The following is a 24,591-nucleotide window of genomic DNA, read 5'->3' as shown; positions in this document are numbered from 1 at the left end:
GCCGTCCAACTTTAAACACGGGGCTGATTCATTGCAGAAAGCATGTTGCCATAGATGGCATTAAGTGACCCGAGGTTCTTAGCCAAGCGGCCCACTTCGTCTTTAAACTGTTTGGAATCGTCAAGCGACTCGTTGAAATTCTGCATGGTCAGGGAGAGGTTCTGATAGAACTTATTCATTGACTTAAGATGAGCACTTGAGTCCTGAAGCTCGAGTTCATAAACCGCATTTAACGCCGACAGATTTTTGGCGAGCGCATTTACCTGCTCATGGTAGTTCTTTGAATCAGCGCTGCTGTTACCCATTTCTACAAGACCCGCAGAAGCTTTTTCAAACGCCGCGGTCAGTGTATCAAAGCTCGCAGTGGCTGTTTTCAACTTACCTGTAAATTCATTCGTAGCAATAGAAGCGTCTGCAACCTGAGAAATAGCAGCTACTTTGTCGCTGAATGACCGTAAGCCTGTACCAAGGCTTTCGATCAGCTCTGGCCCTATTTTTGCATCAGCCATCATCTTGTCAAGAGCGGCAGAAGTTGAAGGAGCCGCTGCAGTCTGACGAACAGTAGCCTTTGGAAGTTCACCGTCGAAATCGTCTGCCAGTTCAGGATAAACTTTTGTCCATTCCGGATCTTTTGCCGGCGGCACGAAACCTGTAAGGAAGAATAAGAACGCTTCGACGCCGAGACCGAGACCGATCATATAGTTTCCTAATATACCTCCCAGGTGAAGGATCTTGAACAGCGCACCGACGATAACCACACTTGCACCCCATGATATAGCCGTGTGCAATGGTTCTAATCTGATTTTTTTCTTGTTAGCCATAGTAAATAATAGAAAAATTGAAGATGTGTGAAATATAGATGTTTAATTAATAAGAATTCTTGTCTCTAATGTCTCTTCCGGGGAACCGGGTCACACAACGGAAGCCGATGTATGATTTTGCAGTATCCTGATATTCGAACGTGCGGGTTGCGTTTTGTAAGAAATATCCGATGTCTTTCCAGGAACCTCCTCTAACTACCTTTCTTTTCATCACTTCCGGGTCGCTAGCCTTTGCCTCGTAGCTGAAAGTAGGATTCAGGTCGTGCACAAACGTAGAGGCAGATTCGTCATAAGCTGAAGAGGTCCATTCAGCCACGTTCCCCGCCATATTAAAGAGACCAAAGTCGTTGGGATAATAGGAACGAACATTCACTGTAACAGCACCGCCGTCATCATTGTAATTTCCTCTGCCCGGCTTGAAGTTAGCCATTAAACATCCCTTTGCGTTTCGGATATATGGTCCGCCCCACGGGTAGTCGGTACCAACCCGGCCCCCTCTTGCTGCATATTCAAATTCTGCTTCCGTTGGCAGCTCGAACGGTAATCTCGGATTTCTTTGTCCCTGGGTACTGCCTTCGTACAGGCGGGTCCTCCACACTGTAAATGCTCTGGCCTGACGCCAGGTTACTCCCACAACAGGATAATTGGCATATGATGGATGAGAAAAATACCCCTCTGTCATAGGATCATTACCGGCATAAGCGAAGTCGGCTAACCATACAAGAGTATCAGGATAGATTGCAACTGTGTCTCTTAGAATGAAGTCTGAGCGCTTCTTGTTCTTGTTGCCGCGGTGATTAGCAGCCTCGCGCAGGTTCATGGTGGCAAAGTTGTACTTGAGGAGTCTTACGTCGATCTCGTTACGATCGAAGACGCGATCTTCGCCCTGATAATACATGGCCTGAAGCTTGTTCGCATTGGCTGAATTCTTTTTGTTGCCCCAGATCGCTGATCCGTCGGCCCCAACCTTACGCCAGTCAATGTATTTTTTACCACCAGCACTGGCATCTTTACCCTTTGACTGAATATAGAATTTAGGATCCTGCAAGTAGTCAGTTATAGCAATTGAATCTCTTACCCAGTGAACAAACTGTTTGTACTCGCTGTTTGTAATTTCCGTTTCATCCATATAGAAGGCCTGAACGGTCACTTGCTTATTCTGAGCAACCTGGGCAAAGGTGATGTCCTGGTCCGTCTGCCCCATGATGAACGTCCCCGCCGGTACGTAAACCATTCCATACGGTACTTTGCTGCTGCTTACTTTCTTGGTTTTTACTCCAACTAATTCTCCGCCTGCGCCTCCCTTGCAGCCGCTGAATAACGCTGAAATTGTTACGAGAGCGATAAAATAAACTTTTTTCATTGATATTTTGGCCGTTGCTTAATAATACCCTTACTAATATACACTTCTTATTCATGTTCATCTGAACCAGAATCTGGTTCCCAACACTTTCATAGGAAAGTATGCTGGTTTCTACGAATGTTAGAAGTTAAGGTTGCAAAAATTAAGCACAAAATATAACGAACAGCGACCCTACTTGTTCACCATCTTGATATACTGCTCAATCGCCATGGTCATACTTGGTGCATTTGGACTGGGGGCAGGAATATCCACAATAAGGTTTCGCTCGAGGATTGCCTTCTGTGTGCTTACTCCAAAAGCGGCTATCCTTGTGTTATTCTGCTCAAAATCCGGAAAGTTTTTATAGAGCGACTGGATGCTCGACGGACTGAAGAAGGCGATGATATCATAGAATACATTAGCCAGATCCGAGAGATCGCTGCAGACAGTGCGGAACAGCACAGCTGGTGTAAAATTGTAGCCGTTTTCCTGGAGAAACTTCTGGGTTTCTTCAGTAGCAACATCAGAGCATGGATACAAAAAGCGTTCAGAGGCATTCTTTTTTAGCACCTCCGCAAGATCTGCAGCGGTTTGCTTACCAAAGAAGATCTTACGCTTCCGGTACTGGATATACTTTTGAAGGTATAGGGCGATGTTCTCTGAGAGACAAAAGTACTTCATGTCTGCAGGCACCTCATAGCGCATTTCTTCGCAAATTCTAAAGAAATGATCAGCAGCATTCCGGCTGGTGAAGATCACGGCAGTGTAGTCGGCAAGATTCACTTTTTCTTTTCGAAAGTCCTTAGCCGGAACACCTTCGACATGGATAAACGAACGGAAGTCAACCTTAACATTGTATTTTTTGGCCAGATCATAGTACGGTGACTTCTCTGATTCCGGCTTCGGTAAGGTTACTAAAATACTCTTAACCTTTCTCTTTCTTGCTTCTGATTGCATATCTTCCTTTAGAATCTCAGCGCCTTAATTAACACTAATATTGGGCTAATTTCGAGGGCACAAAGATAGATAATTAAATAAAATTTCGGAAACCTATAGCTTGATAAAATGTTCGTAATGGCCCGCAGGAATTGGAAGAAAAAAATGAATGCAATTAGTGCAAAAGTTGCATAAATATAGTACGGAGCAAACCGGGCGGGTGTAAGAGTAAAGGCAATAACAACCGGGAGAAAAAAGAGTGCGGCGTTAAAATAACTCATGAAAAGGACCGATATATACTCCTTCACCATCTTCCCTGCATTAAAAAGAAAACCAAGCAGTCCGATTATCAGGATCTTTAAGGAGTAGAGTGCGATGACAATGACCGACAAGCGGAGAAAAAGGTTAAAACCACTGTACCCATACGATAACTGAAAATACCGGCTGCATTGGTATAACAGCATACCGAGAGTAAATCCGAATAAAAGGTAGAGGAACACGAAAGGCCAGGAATTGAAGAAGTTTTCCTCCTTGTTGATCTGCCCTAAAACTCGGTTGCTAAAAAACGCATGTATCATCGCGCTCAACTCTTTGAAGAAAGCATTTTTCAGGATTGCAAACAGCAATAAAAGGACCATAACCACTCCAACCGTCCACAGCTCCCCTCTGGCACGGGGTATCCCTTCATCGTATTTGGAAAGTTTGGAAAACCGTGTCGTCCATGCTTTAAAATCCATGTTCTTCACCATGTAGTAGGATACGATGCTATCCCTGAACCGGTTGGGGCGACGAGGATCGGGTCTTTTAATCCAGGCCATCAGGAGGGAATCAGACACAGCTCTCACCGAGTCTCTCACATGATTAAGCGAGTCGCGGCGGATCTCCCACCTGGCAAGCGAAACAGAGTCGGCGTAATGCCTTGCTGCGCCCTCGGTAAGGGCTGGCTGTAATTGCAGCGCGGAAGAATCATGCTGTGCAAATGAGACTCCAGCTGAAAAAAGCAGCAGGATGAGGACCAATACGAAATACTTACCAAACATTCTTCTCTGTGTACTCCGCCACAAAGGTACTGCATTTTCATGACAGTGGCCTTGTTTTTTAAGGAGCCCGAAGAACGTTACGGCTTCCTTCATTTCCCGTCCAAGGGTTCCGGTCAGGCGCTTTTTAAGGGCCCGTTTTACTCAGCTTACACCATCACCTTTCTCGATGCCCTCAGCGGAATAATACTAGAGACAAGGATTAGTGTGGCAATAGACGACACAAGGAGGGCACCTTTGGCAGTAAATAAACACAAAAGATAGAGAAGTACGGAGATAAAGGCCAGAGAGAAGGCAATGACGCGCAAGCCAAACTGATTTTGTTTCCTGACCTCCCGGGCTTCCTCGGCACTCGCCTCACTTGCTACTGCCTGCGCACGGGCACTCTTCCTTTCTTGCAGCCGGAGGTACTCCTCACTGAGTCGTCCTTTGTAGAATGCGTAACACTCATACACCCCCAGCAGCAGCACGGGCAGCCCTACTCCCAGGATCATCTCTGTAGCACGATCGAGCCGGTAGTCGATCGCAAAGGGCAGCACGATTTTGAACGTCAGGTTTACCATCAGGCTCAGGAGTGTAATGTATAGGGTCGCGCTGCCATTAAGCCTCTTTGAGAACAATGCCCAGATAGGCGGAGCGAGAAGCGGCCCGCCGGTAATTGCACCCACGCTGAGGGTAAACTCGACGATTCCTCCGATATAAGGAACAATCAAAGCGATTACGATCATGCCAACCCCAAACAGCCAGGAAGATGCCCTGGCTACCTTCATCAGCTTCTCATCTGAAGCTCCGGGATTGATGCTGCCCTTATAGATGTCGTTCGTAAATACGGCCGATACTACATTCAAAGCGGTATTCGCAGAAGCAGAGGTCGAAAAGTACATGCCGGTAAGAATGAGCCCCATCAGTCCGGCCGGAAGAACCTGCTTGCACACCAGCAGGTAGGCATTTTCTGTTTCCAGTCCGCTAAGGCCTGGGTTGATTGTGTGATAGACCATGGGTGGCAGCATCCACAGAACAGGACTTAGAATATAAAGGCCGGCAAAAAGATAGGCGACCTTAGAGGCTGACCGCGGAGAATCCACACTCGTGTAGCGCTGTACGAATGTCCAGTTCCCTCCAATATAGAAAATGTGATAAAGAGCAAATGAACAGATGAACCCCCAGGTATATTCGCCATTCACCAGATTGAAAAAATCATGAGGAACATGAGCCAGGAAAGCGTTCACTCCGCCGGCTTCACCAAAAGCAAGAGGGATAATTAACAGAACGGCGGCAGTAAGAATAACAAACTGAAGGATATCGGTCACCATCACCGCCCATAGCCCCCCTACGGCAGTGTACGCGATCATGAAAATGCCGAGGATGATCGTTACCGGAATAAGGGGAAAGTCAAGAGACGAGCCGACCAGCCTGGCTACAGAATACAGCACCGATCCCTTAATAAACAGCGATACGAGCATAAATATATAGATAAAGCTCTTCTGCACTTTTTCGCCCAGCCGCTCCTTTATAAACTCCGCAGCAGTAAGATTACCAGTGGCCTTCCATCGGGGCGCCAGAAGATATCCGGTGACCAGCCCCCCAATGCACATTGTCCACTGAATAGTAATGGCGACCCAGCCGTACTTATAGGCAATTGAGCCCCAGGCCACAAAAGTGCCAGCTGAAAAAAGCTCATGAACAGCGACAAGCCTCCGATCGACCAGGGCACCGCTTCCCCACCGGCAAAAAAAGACTTTAGGTTTCTGCCGGTCCTGGCAAACAGAAGACCGATCAGCATGATAAATACGGAAAAAACAATAATGACCGAGGTGTCAATAAGGGAATTCATATTCTGATGAATAACGATGAGCCGATGAAAGTTACTTATTTTGATAGCATCTGATGGCAAATAATGAGGCCGGAACGCGGTGCGACGGGTGCTCCGCTTCTACTGTAATAGCCCGCGTCACCAAACCTTCCAGCACAATGCGGTTGCGGCTCTGGTAGTTTCCACGCCTTTCGTACACGATTCTGCCCGCTTCATCTTTTATCCTGTAATTCCTCACACAAAAAGGCATCACATCTTCAGGGTGAGACATCAGCACCGATTCCATGGGATGGTCAAAGTCGGTATCAAAAAACAGGTCAATCACTCCGATGTGCTGCGGTTCGTCCCAGCGCAGAGATATAGAGGGATTCGTGTCCTCCCAATCAGCTGCCCACGCGTTTGGAGAAACCAGTGGGCGGTCGATGCCGTTCCTGACGTTCTGCGCCAGGAAGAGTGACTGATGACGCTCCATGGTGATGGCAAAGTTATGCCCCTGGGGCCTCCTCTTGGGGCACCAGAATTCAAAAGCATCTACTCCTGCATCGTCTGGCGGACTTTGTGCACCGTAGTTGGATACAGCCTTGTTCACCAGATTGAAAACAGATAAGATGCCGGTTACCCTCCTCTCCGTAATACCAAGGCGGACATCAGGGTTCTTATGAAAGATCAGGAATAAATAACAGGCATTGTCTACCCGCACATCAAAGCTGAGGCGCAGAGTTTGTACGCCAGCATTTACATCTGCCTCCACTGCCCCGAGCGTTGTATCAGGGGTAAAACTTCCTGCCCGGCTGCTCACCCTAAGCTCCGCTTTGATCGTCGTAGCTTTAAAAGCATTTACGCATACATTAAAAGCGGGGACCTCCCCTTTCTCCACGGGGAACATTTGCGCCGAGGCCATGTCCAGAACTTTCCAGCCCTCAGCTTCAGGAAAGCCAGCAAACTTAAGTTCACTGCTTGCCGTAATGCTGGCAGACTGAACACGGTCGTCCTGATCCCGCAGAACCATGCCGGGTATGAACTGTCCGTTCCGGATCAGCTCTGTCTGCAGTTCACCGATCATTCCATTTTTAATGATCTCCCCGGGCTTCAATCCATTCCTTTTACAGATTGCAGCGGCCATTCCTGCGGCTTGTCCCACATATGCGCTGGTTGCCATTACACGGGTAGCGCCAAACGCTACGTGACTCACGCTGATGATGCGTCCCGCCAGGAATAAATTCTCAATGTTTCGGCTATACAGCGTGCGGTAGGGAATGTGAAAGACGCCCTTGCTATGCCATTGATTGCACCCCGGTTTCTCACTGAAAACGCCGTCGGCCGGATGCAGGTCAATCGACCATCCTCCGTATGCCACTGCATCCTCATGCTGCCGCTGCTCAACAAGATCCTGCTGCCGGAGAATATAGTCGCCTTCAAATCTTCGGCTTTCGCGCTTACCCGGAATAGTACCTACCCACTCGAGAGTAAGGGTCTCGGCCTCAGGAAATTCTCCTGAGTTCTTAATGTGATTCCATACCCCGTAGATCACCTTCCAGAGCTCCCACTTTATTTTCTCTGTGTCATGGACGGTATCCAGGCGTCCGCCATATTCCACCCACCATAATTTACAGCCCTGATCCTGCGCATTGAAGTTCCGGTAGCGGGGGATACGGGTGATATCGGTAAGAGCAAAAGAAGGAGGAATAAACTTAACAGGCTTGCCGGTGTCTTTGCTGTAAAAATAAAGGGAATGCCCGAGCAGCTCACCGTATTCAGCAGAGGGTGCCATTTTCTCACCGAATTCTTCCACGCTCTCTGCTCCCATCCTGAAGGCGGCGCCCGACAGAAATCCCACTATCCCGTCACCAGAAGCGTCGCAGAAAAGAGGCGCGCGCAATAGGTACTCCGTTGAGTTTTGACTGCAGAAAGCCCTCACTGCACTGATGGTTACAGGATCGGACTTTTCAAGCTCAAAGACGGCAGTATTTAAAAGCAGAGTAATATTCGGCTCCTGCACGACCTTGTCGAGGATAATAGTATCCAGGATAATGGGATTTCCCTCCCTGTTCCTGTACATATTCTCAACCAGGATCTCATCGATCACCCCGCCTTCCCTAGCCCACCGGTTATTGTTCCCCATATGAGAAGTGGCGCCCAGGATCCAGAGACGAACTTCACTAGAACAGTTGCCTCCAAGCACGGGCCTGTCCTGCACCAGCACCACCTGAATACCCGCGCGGGCAGCTGTGATAGCGGTGCAAACTCCGGATAAGCCACCGCCTACCACAACAAGGTCAGATGAAATTTTAACTGATTTCAAACTTCTGTTGATTGTAAAATCTTCCTTTTTCATGTATCGGGAAAAAACGAATTCAGGATTATAATTGTCAGGACGAAGATATTGAGGTTTCTGCCTGCCTGAGGACAAATGATCACAAGAAAAGCATTGAAACCGGTTCCAAAAAATGGGAACGATCCCATTTTTATGAAACTATTTATGAGAAAAAAATTGCCTAACTTAGTCGAACGATTGCTAACCAGAGAGATTTCCATGAAAACCCACCAGGCCACCATTGTTGATATTGCCAGAGAGTTAAAGATATCAAAGTCAACCGTTTCAAGGGCCTTAACAGGCCACCCTAACGTCAAGCCTGCAACCAGAGAGGCTGTCCTTGCCCTGGCCGAGTCACTGGACTATCAACGGAACATGCTTTCGATCAGTCTGATCACCAACAAAACAAAGACCATTGGCATGATCGTTCCTGAATTCATGACCTCTTACTTCCCTCAGGTAGTGGTTGGAGCGCAGGAAGAAGCAGGCAAAGCGGGCTATAACGTGATTGTAAGTCAGAGCAATGAGAGTTATGAAACAGAGATAGCAAACGCAAAAGTAATGCTGGCCAGCCGGGTTGACGGCGTACTGGTATCGCTCAGCAAGGAAACCAGAAACTTTGACCACTGGAAGGTTTTCCAGCGAAAGGGCATCCCGATTGTCTTCTTTAACAGGGTCTGCGAGGAAATGATGGTACCGAAAGTAGTTGTAAATGACTACGATGCTGCCTTCAAAGCGGTTGAACATCTTATTCAGACCGGAAAGAAACGAATTGCGCACCTGGCCGGCCCTAACTGCCTGTCGATCAGCAAAAAGAGACTTGACGGCTACCTCGACGCCCTTCGAAAATACAAGTATCCCATTGACGAAGAGCTCATCATCTCTTATGATCTAACTCTCAGCAAAGTGAGGATCTACGTGAAACACTTGCTCGAATTGGAGAACCGGCCCGACGGACTCTTTGCCATCAATGACCCTACCGCTATTGAGGCCATCCAGGTAATTAAGCAACAGGGGTTGAAGATCCCGGAAGACATTGCGGTGGTGGGCTTCAGCAATAACTATGCGTCAAACTTTATTGAGCCGGCTCTTACCACCATTTCACAGCCCGTGCAGGAAATTGGGAAAACGGCTATGCAGCTGCTCCTGGGTATTATGGACAAAGACGTTTCGCAATGGAAACCTGTGATCAGAACACTTGATGCGGAACTCATCGTCAGGGAATCGACTGTCAGAAAGAACAGCTAGCAGCCTCCGTTCAGTTTGACTAGACACAGATTAACGTTGGCGGGTTTAGCTAGACGCCGCCGATGGCTAACGGCTGGCAGCATGCAGCCTCCTTACGAAACCTGGTCTATTGAAAGATTTTCCAGTTCATGCTCGAGCAGAGGATATAAAAATGCTCCCTGCTTTGGCTTTACTTCCCCTCTTTCCTGGCCGTTACACGGACCGGGTCGGCTTCCTGTGTTTGAAAAACAAGCTCATTATTACCGAACTTCTTGATAAGAAAGCGGATATTCCGCGTGGAGCCTCCCGGCAGCAGTTCAGTATAAACGATATTGGGATACTCGAGTTTATAAGTGCCGTGCGACAGTACCTTCCCGCCCCACCACATCTCCAGGTTACCGTCCGGGGAGAAACTGACTGAGGGATCGTTCTCCTGCAACTCCTCGCCAGTGGTAGGCTGGCCTTGCCCGCGCTCGGGGTTCTCCACTTTCACATACTTCCACTTGCCGTAGAGGTCCTCCTGCTTCATGGACGGACCGCAGGAAATGATCAGGCACAGGACCGGAAAAATAAAATAACGCAAATTCATTTGATCACAGTGATAATAAGGGCTAAGATAAAACATCCGGCTCAATAAACGCCCTTCTGCTTTAACAGCCCGATCTCCCCGGCATCAATGTCGGTAATGCAGTGGCGATTGATCTCGCACCGCATTTCCATGACCGGTAGCAGCCCTATTCCTCCTCTTTGAAATAAACTTTATAATAGTTCATGTTCTTCCCGTCGTCAAACCCCTTTTCAATAAGCTCGCGGTCGCCGTGAATATAAATGTGAAAATTCCTGTCCAGCTTGAGAACGCTTTTATAGACCCTCGCTTGTTTCTTTACGGCGGCTGAGGAAATATCAAAGCTTTCAGGGATTACGGTATCGAACTCCTGCTCATAGCTGCTTTTGAAATTCTTGAACGACTCTATTGCCTGCTCATTGCCGATCACTTCATTTGAAAACTCCTCCAGATCAAAGCTCTCCTTCTCTTTGAAGTACTTCATGGACTTGTTCAGAAGGTCAATCTTATCGGCTTTAGTCATTTCAAACTCCTCATCCAGCTTGGTACTGACGAAGCTTTTATAGACGCCGAGAGTGTTGTTTGTCTGGTTGAAGCTGTCATTTCTGATCCGCAGCTTTAGGAACTCATCCTTCCAGTATACCGCTTCGGATGATCTGTTGGTCTGATCAGTCACCACTACCTTGTAGCCGTCATCTTTTCCAGTACGGAAGATAAGGCACCCTTTGTCGAGCTTCTGAATGTTAATAGCATCTTGTTCATACCCTACACTGAAGCCATTCTGCTCAGGGTAAACCTTCAGGAAGGTTTCCTTCGTTTCCGACTTAAAGATTCCAATAGCGTCAAGCAGTTCGCCCTCAATTTGCACGTTATGAAACATACCCACATACAGCTCGCCGGCTTTGATCTTCGGATGGGAGGAAATTTCATACAGGAACCTTGCAAATTGCTGCGAATTCTCGTGAAACGAGTCGGGTGCCTCAAACATCTCCGTTGCAAAATGGTAAGCCTCGTTTAGGTCAAGATTGTCGCTCGAATGCATGAAATGATATACTTCATTCACCTTTTCAAAGGGCTTCAGAAAGTACTGCATCAACAGGTTATTCAGAATTTCATCCTCAATTTTTAGCGGATGATCCGAAAGAACATAAAACTCCTCCTGCGACTTATTGCCAACGCGATGTATCGAAAGTTGCCCCAGGGAGGCTTCAAAAAAAGTTACCATACCAGAAAAAAGCGCAACTTACTAAAAAAAACGGAACCGGGCGGCCGTGCTTAGGGTGATCAGCATCTGCTCCCGGCGTAACACATGGAGCTATTTAAAAGTTCGCAAGTTGTGATTTCGTTTCGGCTTTGCACCAGGGGGCCTGGCTTCTTTCTTCAGTTATAACTTCAGTGCCAACGGCACAAAGAGGATCGTGAATTTCCCCTATGAACAGTCGCCAAAACAAATGGGCTGCTTTGCAGGAGCAAGTGCCATCTTTAGACAGCTTAGTGATGACAGGGTTTCGATTGAAAAGGATGCTAGTGACCCCAGCAGGCACTAAAAAAGAAAAGCAGGAAACGATTAACAATTTCCCGCTTATCAGTATATATAGTAAATAAAAAATGAGTGCTGAAGCTGCTTAGTCGTAGAAAGCAGGAACGTCCTCTTCCTCCACGAAGATGCTCTCAATACGTGAACCGCAGTTCTCGCATAAAAAGAAATCCTCCTGAATCCTCTTATCATCATTTAACAACTGCACGTAATCTAAGGAGGAGTTACAGCACGGGCAAGTGAACACTGAGTGGCTAACCCTTGAAATGTAATCATGAACGTCTGTCATAGCGATTGAATTTAATGCTACAAAGATATATTGAACACCATGCCTCATCCTTGACGCTCGTCACATTTCCTCTTGATTGTTAACACTTCCAAAGTAAGCTGCTGAGTTGCTTATTAAAAATTCAAGTTACAACATCTTTTATTAGCAATTTGCAAAGACCACCCCTATCATTTGAATGTCATTTATAAAACCCCGGGGCACGGTGGAGCTTATATTCTCCTATTTTCGCAACCGAATGAACGTTCGATTAGACAATCAGGGTACAAAAAAGACCGCTATTTTTGATAGCACGCTTCTTTTAATTCAGGAAAGAGGGTTCCACGGGACTCCGATTAGCTTGATCGCAAAGAGCACGGGTATTGCTGCGGCAACGATCTATCATTACTTTGAAAGCAAAGACGCTCTGATCGGTGAGTTATACATCTATGTCAAGGACAAGCTGGCGGGGGCTATCGTGGCGGGCGATCAGGAAACGGAGCCCTACGATGAGAGGTTCCGTAATTACTGGGTTAATCAATGTACATTCTTCATTGAAAACCCTTCATTCCTCTATTTCCTTGAACAGTACATTAATTCTCCTTTTCCGAAACAGTTTAAGGGCAACGAGAGTAGCCTATTCAGAGAAAAGGTGATCCCTTTTTTTGCCTATGGAATTGAAAACGGATTCATCAGAAAAATGGACTACGAACTGCTTGGCCCCATTGTTCACGGCAGTATTGTAGCAGCTGCCAAATTTCACCTGTCTGGTCATCATGATTTCACCACAAAAAGGCTATACGGAATGGCAGAGGTGATTTGGGATGGAATTAAAGCACAGTAACATTACAACTACTTATTCTCAGTATACAAATTAAAAAAATGAAATATAACAAAGCCCTATTACAACTATTGGTGTGTATCTCGCTCTTTGCACCAGCGCTTCTCCGTGCGCAGGAGCAGCCAGGGGACAGCACACTCCAGACTGCCACCCTGCAGCAGTGTATAAATTATGCGCTAAAAAATCAGCCGGCAGTAAAACAATCGCTGATCGATGAAGAGATCGGAGAAAGGGATATTAATTCGGCATTGTCAGGATGGCTGCCGCAGGTAAACGCTACGGGATCATTAAATGACAATATTAAAAGACAAGTGATGGCTTTTGAAGGCCAGACCCGTACGATAGGCACTAAATATACCTCTGCACTCGGCGTCCAGGCCAGTCAGCAGATTCTGAATGCAGGACTAATACAAGCTTCCAGAACAGCTAAATGGTACAGACAGCAATATAAACAAGGCACGCAGAATACGCGCATCAACACAGTAATTGATGTAAGTAAGGCCTATTATGATATCCTGACCAGCCAGGAACAGTTGAAGATCACAGATGAAAACATTGCGCGACTACAGAAGCAGCTGAAAGATGCTTACGCACAATATGAAGGAGGACTGGTTGACAAAACCGACTATAAACGGGCGCAGATCAGCCTAAGCAACTCTTACGCTGACAAAAAGCGTATTTCCGAACTGCTCAAGTACAAATACTCATACCTAAAGCAACTGATGGGCTATCCTGCTGAAAAACAGCTGGAGCTGATTTCGGCCAGTAGCAATATGGAGACAGAAGCTTTTGTGGATACTACCCAGCAGTTGAATTACCGCAACCGGGTGGAATATCAGTTACTGGAAACTCAGAGGAAGCTGCAGGGCATCAATACAAGCTATAACAAGCTTGCCTACCTTCCGTCTCTTGCAGCGAATTACAACTATAACTACAATTACCTGAACGACAAGTTTGCTGACCTGTACGACAGGCACTTCCCCAGTTCGGTGGCAGGCCTGACGCTTAGCATTCCAATCTTCCAGGGAACCTACCGCATTCAGCAGATCAGGAGATCGCAATTGCAGGAACGTCGCATCGACCTCGACCTGCTAAACACTAAAAATCAGATCTTCTCCCAGTACGAGGCTGCGCTGGCCACATACAAAGCGAACCTGAACGACTGGAAGACTGCAAGTCAGAATGTTGAGCTATCGAGGGATGTATACAACACCATCAAGTTACAGTACAATGAAGGCATTAAGACCTATCTGGAGCTGATGACTGCAGAAACCGACCTCCGAACTACGCAGATCAACTATCTGAACGCGCTCTATAGTTTATTATCAAGCAAACTGGATTTACAACAAGCATTAGGAACGATTACCACTCAACAATGAAAACAACAATGAATAGAAATTTTGCATTCGCCTCCATCATCGCAGGATCTGCCTTTATTTCCGCCTGCGGAGGTTCAGATCAGAATAAGCAACAGGGACCGCCGGCAGCTCAGGCTGTTCCCGTATCAGTATATAAAGTAGCGAAGGAGGAAGTTAGAGGAGTGGACACGTATCCCGGGACTGTTGTCGCACTTAACGAAGTAGAGCTTCGGGCAGAAGTGAACGGATACATTACCAATATATATGTACGGGATGGACAGACGGTTTCTAAGGGACAAAAACTCTATGAGATAGACCGGAGCAGGTACGCCGCTGCATACCGTTCGGCGCAGGCCCAGGTGCAAAGCGCAAAAGCTGCTCTCCTAAGGGTACAGAAAGACTTCGAGCGGTATACCAGATTGGCTCAGCAGGACGCAATAGCCAAACAAAGGGTGGACTATGCTCAGGCCGACCTTCAAACTGCTCAGGCCCAGGTCACCTCAGCCGAATCTGCGCTCACAACTGCAGCAACAGATTTGCGCCATTCAACCATTACAGCTCCCGTATCGGGGAAGGTTGGTATTTCAATGGTCAAAAAGGGAAGCCTTGTAACAGCAGGTTCCACGCTGATTAACACGATCTCATCTCCGAATCCTATTGGGGTCGACGTCTTCGTTAGTCAAAAGGATATTCCCTACTTCGTGCGTTTGCAGCAAGGCGGAACTGCCTCGTTCAACATTATCCTGCCTGATAACACGAAATATAACGCCAGCGGTAAGGTACTCGCGGTTGACAGGGAAGTAGATCCGCAGACCGGAACCTTGCGCGTCCGTGCAAGCTTCCCTAATGCATCAGGAAAGCTGACTTCAGGCATGAGCGTAACAGTGGAAGTTCCTAACAAGCAGTCGGGCGAGCAAATCGTTGTTCCTTACGCTGCAGTAACCGAGCAGCTCGGACAGTTTGCCGTATTTGTTGTTGGCGACAGCAGTAAGGTGAGCCAGCGCCTGGTCACTCTTGGCATTAAGACAGAAGACAAGGTGGTGGTACGGGAAGGGCTAAAAGAAGGAGAAACGATCGTCAGTGCCGGAACTCAGAATTTAAAAGAAGGCACAAAGGTGATCGAAAGCGATCCGAATGCCCCCAGTCTCCTGCGCAGCCACAGCCAAAGAAGTAATTATACGAAACGAAAAACTATGATCTCAGAAGTATTTATAAGACGTCCGGTTACAGCCATCGTCATATCGATACTGATCGTCCTGATAGGTGCCATTGTAATCACCACCCTGCCGATCAGTCAATATCCTAACATTTCGCCCCCTACGGTGACTGTTAGCGGTACCTATACAGGTGCAGATGCACAAACAGTAGAAAAAACGGTTACTACACCAATAGAAAGTCAGATTAACGGCACACCCGGCATGATCTACATGTCGTCAAACAGTACCTCTGACGGGCGTTCAGCTATCACGGTTACCTTTGAAGTAGGGACCGACATTGATATCGCCACCCTCGACGTGCAAAACCGTGTGGGCATCGCCGAGCCGGCCCTGCCCGAAGGGGTGAGACGCCTCGGTGTTACCACCCGTAAAGCAAACACGGACATCCTGATGGTGCTCGGGCTCTACTCCCCTAACGGCACATACGACCAGAAGTTCATGTCGAACTATGTGAACCTTTACATCCGCGATGCGATCCTGCGTGTTCCAGGCGTCGGGGACGTTCAGGCATTCGGACAACCGTTCAGTATGCGTGTATGGCTGGATGCCAATAAGCTTGCTCAACTCGGCCTTACTCCGGCTGACGTATCTGCTGCTATACAGGAACAGAACGTCCGCATTCCGGGAGGAACAGTGGGCGGGCCTCCGCAACAATCCAACCAGTCCTTTGAATTCTCCGTGGTAATGGACGGTGACCTTGAGACGGAGGAGGATTTCCGTAACATCGTGGTCAAAACCGGCACGAACGGCTCAATCGTATACCTGAAAGACGTAGCCAGGATAGAACTCGGCGAGTTCGCCTATTCTACCAGCTCAAAAGTAAATGGCAAAGTGGCGTCTATGATGGCCATTAACCAGATGCCCGGAGGGAATGCGGTACAAACAGCCGAGGGCATTTACAAAGCCCTGGAAACACTGAAAAAGTCATTCCCCAAGGACCTTGACTACGTGGTGAGCTACGAGACGGTTTCGGTTATTCAGAACTCGATCAGTGAGGTGATTCATACCCTGATTGAAGCCCTGATATTGGTTACCATCGTCGTGTTCTTCTTCCTTCAAAGCTGGAGAGCTACCCTGATTCCGGTTCTGGCTATCCCAGTATCGATCATCGGTACCTTCATTTTCTTCACACTCTTCGGATTTTCGATCAACACCCTGACCATGCTCGCATTCGTACTGGCAATTGGTATCGTGGTGGATGATGCGATTGTGGTGGTAGAAGCGGTGCAGCATTATATTGACCATGAAAAGCTGTCGGCTAAAGAGGCTACACGGCGCGCGATGAAAGATATCACGGCTCCGGTAATCGCCATTGCCCTGATCCTGGCTGCCGTGTTCGTGCCGGTGGGTTTCATCCCAGGCATGGTTGGCCAGTTGTATCAGCAGTTTGCCATTACCATTGCGGTATCCGTGGTACTGTCGGCATTTGTGGCCTTGTCGCTCACCCCGGCATTATGTTCGCTTCTGCTGGTGCCTATGAACCTGAACAAGGAATCCAGAGGAGTGAACAAGTTCTTCTACAAATTCAACGTGTGGTTTCACCGCACCACCAATAAATACTCAGAAGGCGTCAAATGGAGCATCCGTAAAGCGCCTCTGGTGATGATCATCCTTCTCTGTATTTACGTAGGCGCGTTCGGACTTTTCCGTGCGAAATCGGCAGGCTTTATCCCGAATGAAGATGCGGGTATATTCCTGATGGGGGCCAGCCTTCCCGAAGGTGCTTCTGCTGCCAGAACGAATGAGTTCCTTGAAAAGATTACCAAAGAAATCCAGAAACAGGTTCCTGAGGTCAAAAACATTACCTCTATCGCCGGTATCAATATTCTTAACAGGGCGTTCAAGTCGAACGCCGGTACCTTCTTCGTACAGCTTGTGCCATGGGAAGAAAGGCACCGCACGGTAAGCGAGATTATCGGACAGGTACAGGGCATGTTTGCCGGAGCGAAAGAAGGAAGTCTCCTTGCCGTATCGCCTCCTGCCATCCCGGGACTGGGTACCAGCGGCGGCTTCAGCCTTCAGATTGAGGAGCAGACGAGTGGCGACATCAAAAACTTTGTCGGTTCTGTTTACAAGTTCCTCGGTGCCGCCAATCAGCGTCCGGAGATAGCCATGGCCTACACACTCTTTAATGCCAACACTCCGAACTACCAGCTCACGGTAGACCGCGATCAGGCTAAGAAAATGGGCGTTTCGGTGGGTAGTATTTACAGTACCATTTCCAGCTATCTGGGCAGTAGTTATATCAACGACTTTACCCGCTATGGAAGGAACTTCCGGGTAGTGACCCAGGCAGACACCAGCTACAGGAGCCACATTGAAGACCTGAACAAGCTTTACGTGAAAAATGCAGCCGGCACAAACGTACCATTGAGCGGACTGGTTTCATACAAGATGGCAGAAAACCCGTCGATCATCAACCACTATAACCTGTTCCGCTCCATCGAAATAAACGGAGCTGCGAAACCCGGATATAGTAGCGGGGATGCGCTCAAGGCACTCGAGGAAGTAGCTGCACAAACGCTGCCGAGCGGTTATACCTACAGCTTCTCAGGACTGAGCTTGCAGGAGCGGCAAGCGGGAAATAAGACGATCATGATCTTCGCACTTTGTATCGTTTTCGTATTCCTGCTTCTCGCAGCACTCTACGAAAGCTGGTCGGTGCCATTCTCCATCCTCCTTTCGGTACCGCTGGGTGTGTTCGGAGCCATCCTGGCACTGATATTCCTCCCCAAGCTTGACAATAACATCTATGCCCAGATCGGACTGGTAACCCTGATCGGACTGGCGGCAAAGAACGCGATCCTGATCGTGGAGTTTGCCAAGGAACGCGTTGACTGGGGTATGGAGCTCGTTGCGGCAACGCTGGAAGCTGTTAAGCTTCGTTTAAGGCCGATCATCATGACCTCACTGGCGTTCATCCTGGGGATCATTCCGCTGATGCTTTCGTCGGGTGCAGGAGCTGCAGCGCGACAAACCATCGGCTGGACGGTATTCGGGGGGATGCTTGCAGCAACATTGCTGGCAATCTTTATTGTTCCGGTATTGTTTGTGTTAATCACGCGATTTGCCTACGGCAAGCAAAAGCTGGCTGAACTTCAGGCTAATTACCATCCTGAGGAGCATAAAGACACCCTTCATGTGAACGAGGACGATCAGGACGAAGGAAATATTTAAAGACCTGTCAAAGGATCGATCCAATTCTGATAAAGGGAGCTGTTTTCGCAGCTCCCTTTTTGATTTCAGCTCACTATCATTCCGTTACAACCAAGTTACATTGCGCAACAGGTATTTTTAATATCTTCGTGTCTATGGATCCGGTAAACTTGAAGCGTTTAGCTAAGGAATTAAACCTGGCGGTGTCTACTGTCTCCAGAGCGCTGAGCGACAGTTACGATATCAGTGTTGAAACAAAAGAAAAAGTCCTTTCACTTGCCCGCAAGCTGAACTACCAACCAAACCCGTACGCCAGGAGCCTAAGAAAGCGCAACAGTAATACCATTGCTGTGATCGTACCCGAGATTGCAAATAACTTCTTTTCCCTGGTGATTGATGGAATTGAAGAGATTGCGCAGGCCAACGGCTATCATGTACTTATTTATCTGACCCATGAGAACTATCAGAAAGAGGCGGCTTTTATCCGGCTTTTACTGAACGGCAGAGTGGATGGTGTTTTGATGTCGCTGGCCAGCGAGACGGCCGATATCAGCCATTTACAGGATCTTTCCAAGGCAAATATTCCGATCGTATTCTTCGACCGGATCTGCGAGGAGATACCGACCGTTAAAGTTACTACGAACGACTACGAGAGCGGATACCTGGCCACAAAGCACCTTTTTGAGCGGGGCTCAAAGGCAGTCAGCTATCTTGCTTTTTCAGGAAATCTGTCGATCGACCAAAACCGAATGCAGGGATATCTTGACGCCGTCAGGGACCAGAATATTAAAAATGCAGAACAGTATGTCGTACACTGCGGGATTGATCGCGCTGAGAACGAGAAAAAATAAGAGCACTGCTCTCTTCCGCCGAAAGGCCGGATGGAATCTTCGCCTCAGTGGAATTACTCGCTTTGCTTACCTACGAGGTTTGCCATGAGCTAGAAATCAGAATCCCTGAAGATGTGAAGGTCATCAGCTTTTCGAACCTGAGAACCGCATCTTTGCTAAGCCCTCCGCTCACGACCATTACCCAGCCCGCATTTGAGATTGGCAAACAGGCGGCAGTAGCACTGTTTGACTTTTTTAAGAAAAACCCGGAGGATATCAACAATCAAAAGATCGTTTTGACGTCGTCACTGATCGAACGGGAATCGACAAGGGCAACCTGAAGCAAAAAATGCTTACCCTGCGGGACGAGAACCTCCTGTTCTCTGGCAAGCATTGTTGTCCCTAACGTGGCGGCTCGAACTATCATCCGCTGTTACTTTGTATCTCTTATCCTCCGGCAAGCACTGTTGTCCCTAACAACCTAAAGCTAAAAAAATGCTGACCCTTCGGGACGAGGCCCGCCGGATCAGCACCTATAATGAACTTGACGTATTTATTTACTGCGAAGTATGCCGAGTTCAAGGCCTCTCAGCTCAGCCAGGCCTCTTAGTCTTCCGATTGCCGAATAGCCCGGATTTGTTTTCTTATTTAGATCATCGAGCATCTTATGTCCGTGGTCGGGTCGGAAAGGCATGCGCAGATCCTTTCTTCCTGCTGCCTCACGCTTCTTCTGCTCAGCCAGCAAAGCCTTCATCACAGCGTACATATCCACGTCGCCGGTCAGGTGATCCGCTTCGTGGAAGTTACCTTCTTCATCCCTTTTGGTTGCTCTTAAGTGGATGAAGTGAATGCGTTCGCCCAGTCTTTCCACCATTCCCGGCAAATCATTGTCGGCACGAACCCCGAAAGAGCCGGTGCAATAGGTTAAGCCATTATGAAGACTGTCGACGGCAGCATAAAGTTCCTTGATATCCGCTTCGGTACTCACCACGCGTGGCAGTCCGAGGATTGGGAACGGAGGGTCATCAGGGTGAATGCACATCAGCACGCCAGCTTCTTCAGCCGCAGGAATGATCTGTGAAAGAAAATAGTAGAGGTTCTCTTTCAGCTCCTTAGGTCCGATCTCATTATATCCGGCAAGTACTTTCAGGAATTCTTCAAGAGTATAACCTTCTTCAGAACCGGGCAGGCCAGCAATAATGTTTCTAACGAGCTTCTGCTTGTCATCATCAGACAGCGCATCAAGATACTGTTTGGCTTTCTGCTTCTGTTCCTCCGTATAGCTCTCTTCAGCCCCGGGCCGCTTAAGAATATACAGTTCGAAGGCTGCAAACGCAGCAGCTTCAAATCTGAGAGCGGTAGAGCCGTCGGGCATCCGGTAATCCAGATTCGTACGGGTCCAGTCGAGCACCGGCATGAAGTTGTAGCATACAATGTCAATTCCGCAAGCGCCGAGGTTCTTCAAGGTCTGCTTGTAGTTCTCAATGTACTGGGCGTAATTTCCGCTCCTTTTCTTGATATCCTCATGAACAGGCACACTCTCCACGACCGACCAGGTCAGTCCGGCGTTCTCAACCTCTTCTTTTCTTTTTACAATTTCTTCCACAGACCACACCTCGCCGTTTGGAACATGGTGCAGTGCAGTGACGATACCAGTAGCTCCAGCTTGTCTGATATCGGAAAGAGAGACAGGATCCTTTGGTCCGTACCATCTCCAGGTTTGTTCTAATGCCATATTTTCTTTGCTATTGTCGCGTTATAGCTGTCAGCCATCGGCTATCAGCTATCAGATTCTGGTTTATGCTTTTTGCTTTCAGCTTTCCGCCTTCAGCTTTCAGCTTTCCGCCTTCTGCTTTATGCCTTCAGCTTTATGCTTTCAGCTTTCAGCCCTAAACTTATTACTTACTACTTAAAATTTACAACTCCCTACACGCCGCTGAACGCGCTGAAACCGCCATCGATTGGGATCACTACTCCGGTCACAAATGAAGAACCTTCACCACACAACCAGAGAAGCGTGCCGGTAAGATCATCGGGAGTACCGAAGCGGCCCATCGGAGTATGCGACAGGATCGTATTCCCGCGGTCGGTCAGACTACCGTCCGTGTTGGTTAACAAAGTACGATTCTGATCTGTCAGGAAGAATCCGGGTGCAAGAGCATTTACGCGCACACCGACCTTTGAAAAATGAACGGCCAGCCACTGCGTAAAGTTGGAAATAGCTGCCTTTGCACCGCTATATGCAGGGATCTTGGTAAGCGGGCGAAATGCATTCATCGAAGAAATATTGATAATTGAAGCACCTGCTTTTCCTACCATATCTTTTGCAAAGACCTGTGTAGGAAGAAGAGTTCCTATAAAGTTGAGGTCGAAAACAAACTTGATACCTTCGGGATCCAGATCAAAGAAAGTCTTAAGGCCTTCCTCTGTTGAGCTTAGGTCTTCCTGAAGCAGGTGGTTCTTTGATGTAGTTCCTTTAGGGTGATTACCACCGGCTCCATTGATGAGAATGTCGCAAGGTCCAAGCTCAGCGAGCACCCGTTCGTGCGCAGCTTTTAAGCTTTCGAGTTCCAGAACATTACACGCAACGCCAATGGCGCTGCCGCCCTGAGCAGCGATCTCTGCAGCTACTTTCTCTGCGTTTTCTGCCTTTAAGTCGAGAACGGCAATTTTAGCTCCCTGGCTCGCCAATGCTTTGGCCATTGTGCTGCAAAGCACGCCACCGCCTCCTGTAATAACGGCTACTTTTCCTGAAAATTCTGAGGACATACGTTTAATTTAAAATGGATATTTGGTTAGGTAAAATTGACAAAAAAAAGCATGGCTGGCGAAGCTTCTGCCGTAAATATTTACGGAAACGATTCCGATCAAGAACAGAAAAGTGGAAAGAACCAAGCCGGCGGCTTTGCTCTCTCCACTCCTTATACTGCAGCACCTCAACTATTTAACCCCGAGCTCCTTTCCTGCAATGTCCTCCCAGCGATAGAAATGGAAAGTCCTGTCTGTGCTCATCACCACGAAGAGCCCGTGCCTGAACGTATTATTAAGCGGCATCGACACAATATCTGAGCCATCACTCTCCCTTGCAGCAACATTTACAACCTTTAGCAACTCATGTTTAAAAGGCTTGGACCTGGTCCCCTCCCGTCTGAATACCTGAAAGCGGTTTGCTCCCTGGTCAGAGACCAGGATATAACCGGTCGAATCAGAAAGCTTGTAGATCGATATTCCTTCATGATCCACTGCAAAACCTGAGGTACCGAATATGGACAGCTGCTTATTCCCTTTTTCAGGGTCGGCATAGTATTGCCTGATTCCTGTCTGTTCATCGGAATAGTAGATGTAGCCGAGTTCATTGTCCACTGCTATCGCTTCAATCTCTTTTTTCCGCTGTACTGCCCAAACTTCCTGACGAGCTCCGCTTTTACATTGCCTGTTCCGTCGTCCAACAGCTCATACTGCCAAAGATATCCGTCCTCCTTCGGGCCGTTTTTGCGGCCCACTATCGCGTAGATCTTACTATCGGGCGACCGGTAAAGCGCTATCCCCATCAAATCACGGAACTCGTTGCCCGTTTCTCCCCTGAAAACTTCTATTCCTCCCTTATCCACTGCCTTCATATCAGGAACTGTATAAATTCGCAGCTTATGAGTAAGGCGTTCTGTGGTCACTGCTATATCAACGGCTTTTCCGTTGAGTTTTAAACCGTAAGCAACATCGACGTTGTTGGGCCTTTTAAGACCTCTAACCACTTTTTCCGCGACGATCTTACCCTGAAGGTTAAACACATAGAGCGCCCCGTTCTCATTTTTATCAGTACCAATGACGAGGCTTTCAGATGGCCGGGCACGATTAACCCAGATAGCAGGATCATCTGAATCGAACCGTACCGGCTCAGTTATAATCACCGGCTTCACTGGAGGAGAATTTACTCCTGCGACCTTCCCAAGAACGCTGTCAGTAGAAGACGAAGTACTGCAGGCTGCAGAAAGGGATGCTACTGCGAGTAGTGGCAGATATAAAAAAGTGTATTTTTTCATGCGAATCATTATAAACACAGACCCTTTCTGCAGGCCTGATAAAAGGATCAATTGAGACCAAAGGCACCAATATAATTTACCGGAGCCGGTGAAACATACAGATTACCATTGGCGTTAAGACCGGAGGCGAAGTGCCTGAAAATATCAGCTTTGCCCTTGCCCAATGCAGGTGAACCTGTTTTCAGATGAAAATCCCAGGATGTATCAAAAGCGGCATTCATCATGGGGGTATTAAGAGGGTAGTTTACAAAGAGAGGATCGTTCTGCCCTGCATTTGTTCCCCGGATCTCGTCCGTACCTCCAACTATGTCGGAAGTAACCTGAAACTGGTTGACAGTAGTCTGATCGTATCCGTAATAAAGATTGTTAGAAACCACGCTCCTGCTGTCTTCCGGCTTTTTAGTGTCCCGTTTTATCCCAAAACGAGTATTGATGAAGAGGTTATTAACCAGATCGGCCCTTACTGTACTCTCCAGCCAAACAGAACCACCTTTGGCAGTGGGCCTGCGCCATCCGGTGTTCACCATCGTATTGTTATACGCTATAATGTAAGTCTGCGGAACCTTCTCTCCTGAATTAGAAAGCTTGAGCGCATTTGTATTCGCACTGTAAACGACATTGTATGCAATATCAGCCAGGCATCCCGACTTGAAATTCATTGCTTCGCCTCCCGATGCGCCCGTTGTATAGAAATAATTATTGGCAAATATGATCTTACCGCCCTCTATGTAGGTGCAGTCTTCCTGGAAATTTCTGACCACGCTATTGACAACGATCAGTTTCCCATTAGCGTTTGCAAACCAGAGTGCCGGAAGGTTCTCCCCCGCTTTTTGTTTATAAAGCTTCATCTTGACAGAAGTGGAGGCATCGGTAGTGGTTGCGCCGCCGTATTCAAGGATGGTGTGATCGAGCAATAACTCGGTACAGCTCTGCGCCGCAAGAATACCACCCCATAGCCTTCCAAACTGGTGGCCGCTTCCTCTGGCCCCCTGCTCTACCGTGAATCGTACCGGATTGGCCTCAGTACCCATACAATAAAGGTTGCCTTTTACAATGAACTCGGGCTTTGCAACCGTGTCCATAAGAACCGTAACCCCTTCTTCGATGGTAAGCGACTGGCCTTCCGGAATTATGACATCTCCTTTGATGATCTGCACACTACCTTTAGGCCAAACACCGGAAATCTCCCCCGCTGCCGATCCGTTGGCCAGCGAAGTATCAACATCAATAGTTGCTTTTTCGCAACCCAGCAGCAGCACAGCACAGAGAGCTGCCATCCAAAAATTTTTCAT

Annotated in this window: 19 protein-coding genes and 1 pseudogene; 7 read left to right on the top strand and 13 right to left on the bottom strand. The window is 47.9% G+C overall.

What is annotated here, in order from left to right:
- Positions 1 to 11 precede the first annotated feature (11 nt).
- From gldL to ACES2C_RS08410, 6 genes are all read right to left on the bottom strand, one after another.
- Positions 12 to 821, bottom strand: a complete 810-nt coding sequence (gene gldL, locus ACES2C_RS08435; RefSeq protein WP_374166513.1) for a gliding motility protein GldL — start codon at positions 819 to 821, stop codon at positions 12 to 14.
- 46 nt (positions 822 to 867) lie between these two features.
- Positions 868 to 2,184 carry a formylglycine-generating enzyme family protein gene (locus ACES2C_RS08430; protein ID WP_374166512.1) on the bottom strand — a complete coding sequence of 439 codons (1,317 nt, stop codon included), beginning with the start codon at positions 2,182 to 2,184 and terminating at the stop codon, positions 868 to 870.
- 171 nt (positions 2,185 to 2,355) lie between these two features.
- Positions 2,356 to 3,120 carry a uroporphyrinogen-III synthase gene (locus tag ACES2C_RS08425; protein ID WP_374166511.1) on the bottom strand — a complete coding sequence of 255 codons (765 nt, stop codon included), beginning with the start codon at positions 3,118 to 3,120 and terminating at the stop codon, positions 2,356 to 2,358.
- A gap of 8 nt (positions 3,121 to 3,128) precedes the next feature.
- A complete protein-coding gene (locus ACES2C_RS08420) occupies positions 3,129 to 4,139 on the bottom strand; it encodes a DUF4271 domain-containing protein (protein ID WP_374166510.1) in 1,011 nt (336 codons plus the stop codon).
- 146 nt (positions 4,140 to 4,285) lie between these two features.
- Positions 4,286 to 5,791, bottom strand: a complete 1,506-nt coding sequence (locus ACES2C_RS08415) for a sodium transporter (RefSeq protein WP_374166509.1) — start codon at positions 5,789 to 5,791, stop codon at positions 4,286 to 4,288.
- Positions 5,792 to 6,001: 210 nt separating this feature from the next.
- Positions 6,002 to 8,251: an FAD-dependent oxidoreductase gene (locus ACES2C_RS08410; RefSeq protein ID WP_374166508.1), complete on the bottom strand. Its 2,250-nt coding sequence runs from the start codon at positions 8,249 to 8,251 to the stop codon at positions 6,002 to 6,004.
- A 177-nt stretch (positions 8,252 to 8,428) separates the two neighbouring features.
- Between ACES2C_RS08410 and ACES2C_RS08405 the strand changes: the two genes are divergently transcribed.
- Positions 8,429 to 9,511 (top strand): LacI family DNA-binding transcriptional regulator, encoded by a 1,083-nt coding sequence (locus ACES2C_RS08405; protein WP_374166507.1) that lies wholly within the window; start codon positions 8,429 to 8,431, stop codon positions 9,509 to 9,511.
- Positions 9,512 to 9,680: 169 nt separating this feature from the next.
- Here the strand turns inward: ACES2C_RS08405 and ACES2C_RS08400 are convergent, their stop codons facing one another.
- Positions 9,681 to 10,079, bottom strand: a complete 399-nt coding sequence (locus ACES2C_RS08400; RefSeq protein WP_374166506.1) for a hypothetical protein — start codon at positions 10,077 to 10,079, stop codon at positions 9,681 to 9,683.
- Between the two features lie 145 nt (positions 10,080 to 10,224).
- Complete coding sequence (locus ACES2C_RS08395; protein WP_374166505.1) at positions 10,225 to 11,280, bottom strand: nucleoid-associated protein; 1,056 nt, start codon at positions 11,278 to 11,280, stop codon at positions 10,225 to 10,227.
- Between the two features lie 776 nt (positions 11,281 to 12,056).
- Between ACES2C_RS08395 and ACES2C_RS08390 the strand changes: the two genes are divergently transcribed.
- The 6 genes and pseudogenes from ACES2C_RS08390 to ACES2C_RS08365 all read left to right on the top strand — a co-directional run bounded on the left by ACES2C_RS08390 (position 12,057) and on the right by ACES2C_RS08365 (position 19,600).
- On the top strand, positions 12,057 to 12,701 hold the full coding sequence (locus ACES2C_RS08390; protein WP_374166504.1) for a TetR/AcrR family transcriptional regulator: 645 nt from the start codon (positions 12,057 to 12,059) through the stop codon (positions 12,699 to 12,701).
- 38 nt (positions 12,702 to 12,739) lie between these two features.
- Entirely contained in the window at positions 12,740 to 14,077 is a 1,338-nt protein-coding gene (locus ACES2C_RS08385) for a TolC family protein (RefSeq protein ID WP_374166503.1), read from the top strand.
- Positions 14,074 to 15,162 (top strand): annotated as a pseudogene (locus ACES2C_RS08380) (efflux RND transporter periplasmic adaptor subunit); the annotation flags it as partial. The gene ACES2C_RS08385 and the pseudogene ACES2C_RS08380, both read left to right, overlap by 4 nt.
- A gap of 87 nt (positions 15,163 to 15,249) precedes the next feature.
- Positions 15,250 to 18,450, top strand: a complete 3,201-nt coding sequence (locus tag ACES2C_RS08375; protein WP_374166932.1) for an efflux RND transporter permease subunit — start codon at positions 15,250 to 15,252, stop codon at positions 18,448 to 18,450.
- 134 nt (positions 18,451 to 18,584) lie between these two features.
- Positions 18,585 to 19,280: a LacI family DNA-binding transcriptional regulator gene (locus ACES2C_RS08370; protein ID WP_374166502.1), complete on the top strand. Its 696-nt coding sequence runs from the start codon at positions 18,585 to 18,587 to the stop codon at positions 19,278 to 19,280.
- 47 nt (positions 19,281 to 19,327) lie between these two features.
- Entirely contained in the window at positions 19,328 to 19,600 is a 273-nt protein-coding gene (locus ACES2C_RS08365) for a substrate-binding domain-containing protein (RefSeq protein ID WP_374166501.1), read from the top strand.
- Positions 19,601 to 19,812: 212 nt separating this feature from the next.
- On the opposite strand, the gene uxuA is transcribed toward ACES2C_RS08365, so the two are convergent.
- The 5 genes from uxuA to ACES2C_RS08340 all read right to left on the bottom strand — a co-directional run bounded on the left by uxuA (position 19,813) and on the right by ACES2C_RS08340 (position 24,576).
- Positions 19,813 to 20,994 (bottom strand): mannonate dehydratase, encoded by a 1,182-nt coding sequence (gene uxuA, locus ACES2C_RS08360; protein ID WP_374166500.1) that lies wholly within the window; start codon positions 20,992 to 20,994, stop codon positions 19,813 to 19,815.
- 191 nt (positions 20,995 to 21,185) lie between these two features.
- Positions 21,186 to 22,028, bottom strand: a complete 843-nt coding sequence (locus ACES2C_RS08355; RefSeq protein WP_374166499.1) for an SDR family oxidoreductase — start codon at positions 22,026 to 22,028, stop codon at positions 21,186 to 21,188.
- A gap of 171 nt (positions 22,029 to 22,199) precedes the next feature.
- Positions 22,200 to 22,622: a phytase gene (locus tag ACES2C_RS08350; RefSeq protein WP_374166498.1), complete on the bottom strand. Its 423-nt coding sequence runs from the start codon at positions 22,620 to 22,622 to the stop codon at positions 22,200 to 22,202.
- Between the two features lie 2 nt (positions 22,623 to 22,624).
- Complete coding sequence (locus ACES2C_RS08345) at positions 22,625 to 23,299, bottom strand: phytase (protein WP_374166497.1); 675 nt, start codon at positions 23,297 to 23,299, stop codon at positions 22,625 to 22,627.
- Between the two features lie 47 nt (positions 23,300 to 23,346).
- A complete protein-coding gene (locus ACES2C_RS08340) occupies positions 23,347 to 24,576 on the bottom strand; it encodes a right-handed parallel beta-helix repeat-containing protein (protein WP_374166496.1) in 1,230 nt (409 codons plus the stop codon).
- Positions 24,577 to 24,591: the final 15 nt, after the last annotated feature.

It is taken from the genome of Arcticibacter sp. MXS-1 (genome assembly GCF_041902385.1).
Lineage (GTDB): Bacteria > Bacteroidota > Bacteroidia > Sphingobacteriales > Sphingobacteriaceae > Arcticibacter.
The sequence above is the reverse complement of the archived record's forward strand: the minus strand, read 5'-3'. Positions and strand labels throughout refer to the sequence as shown.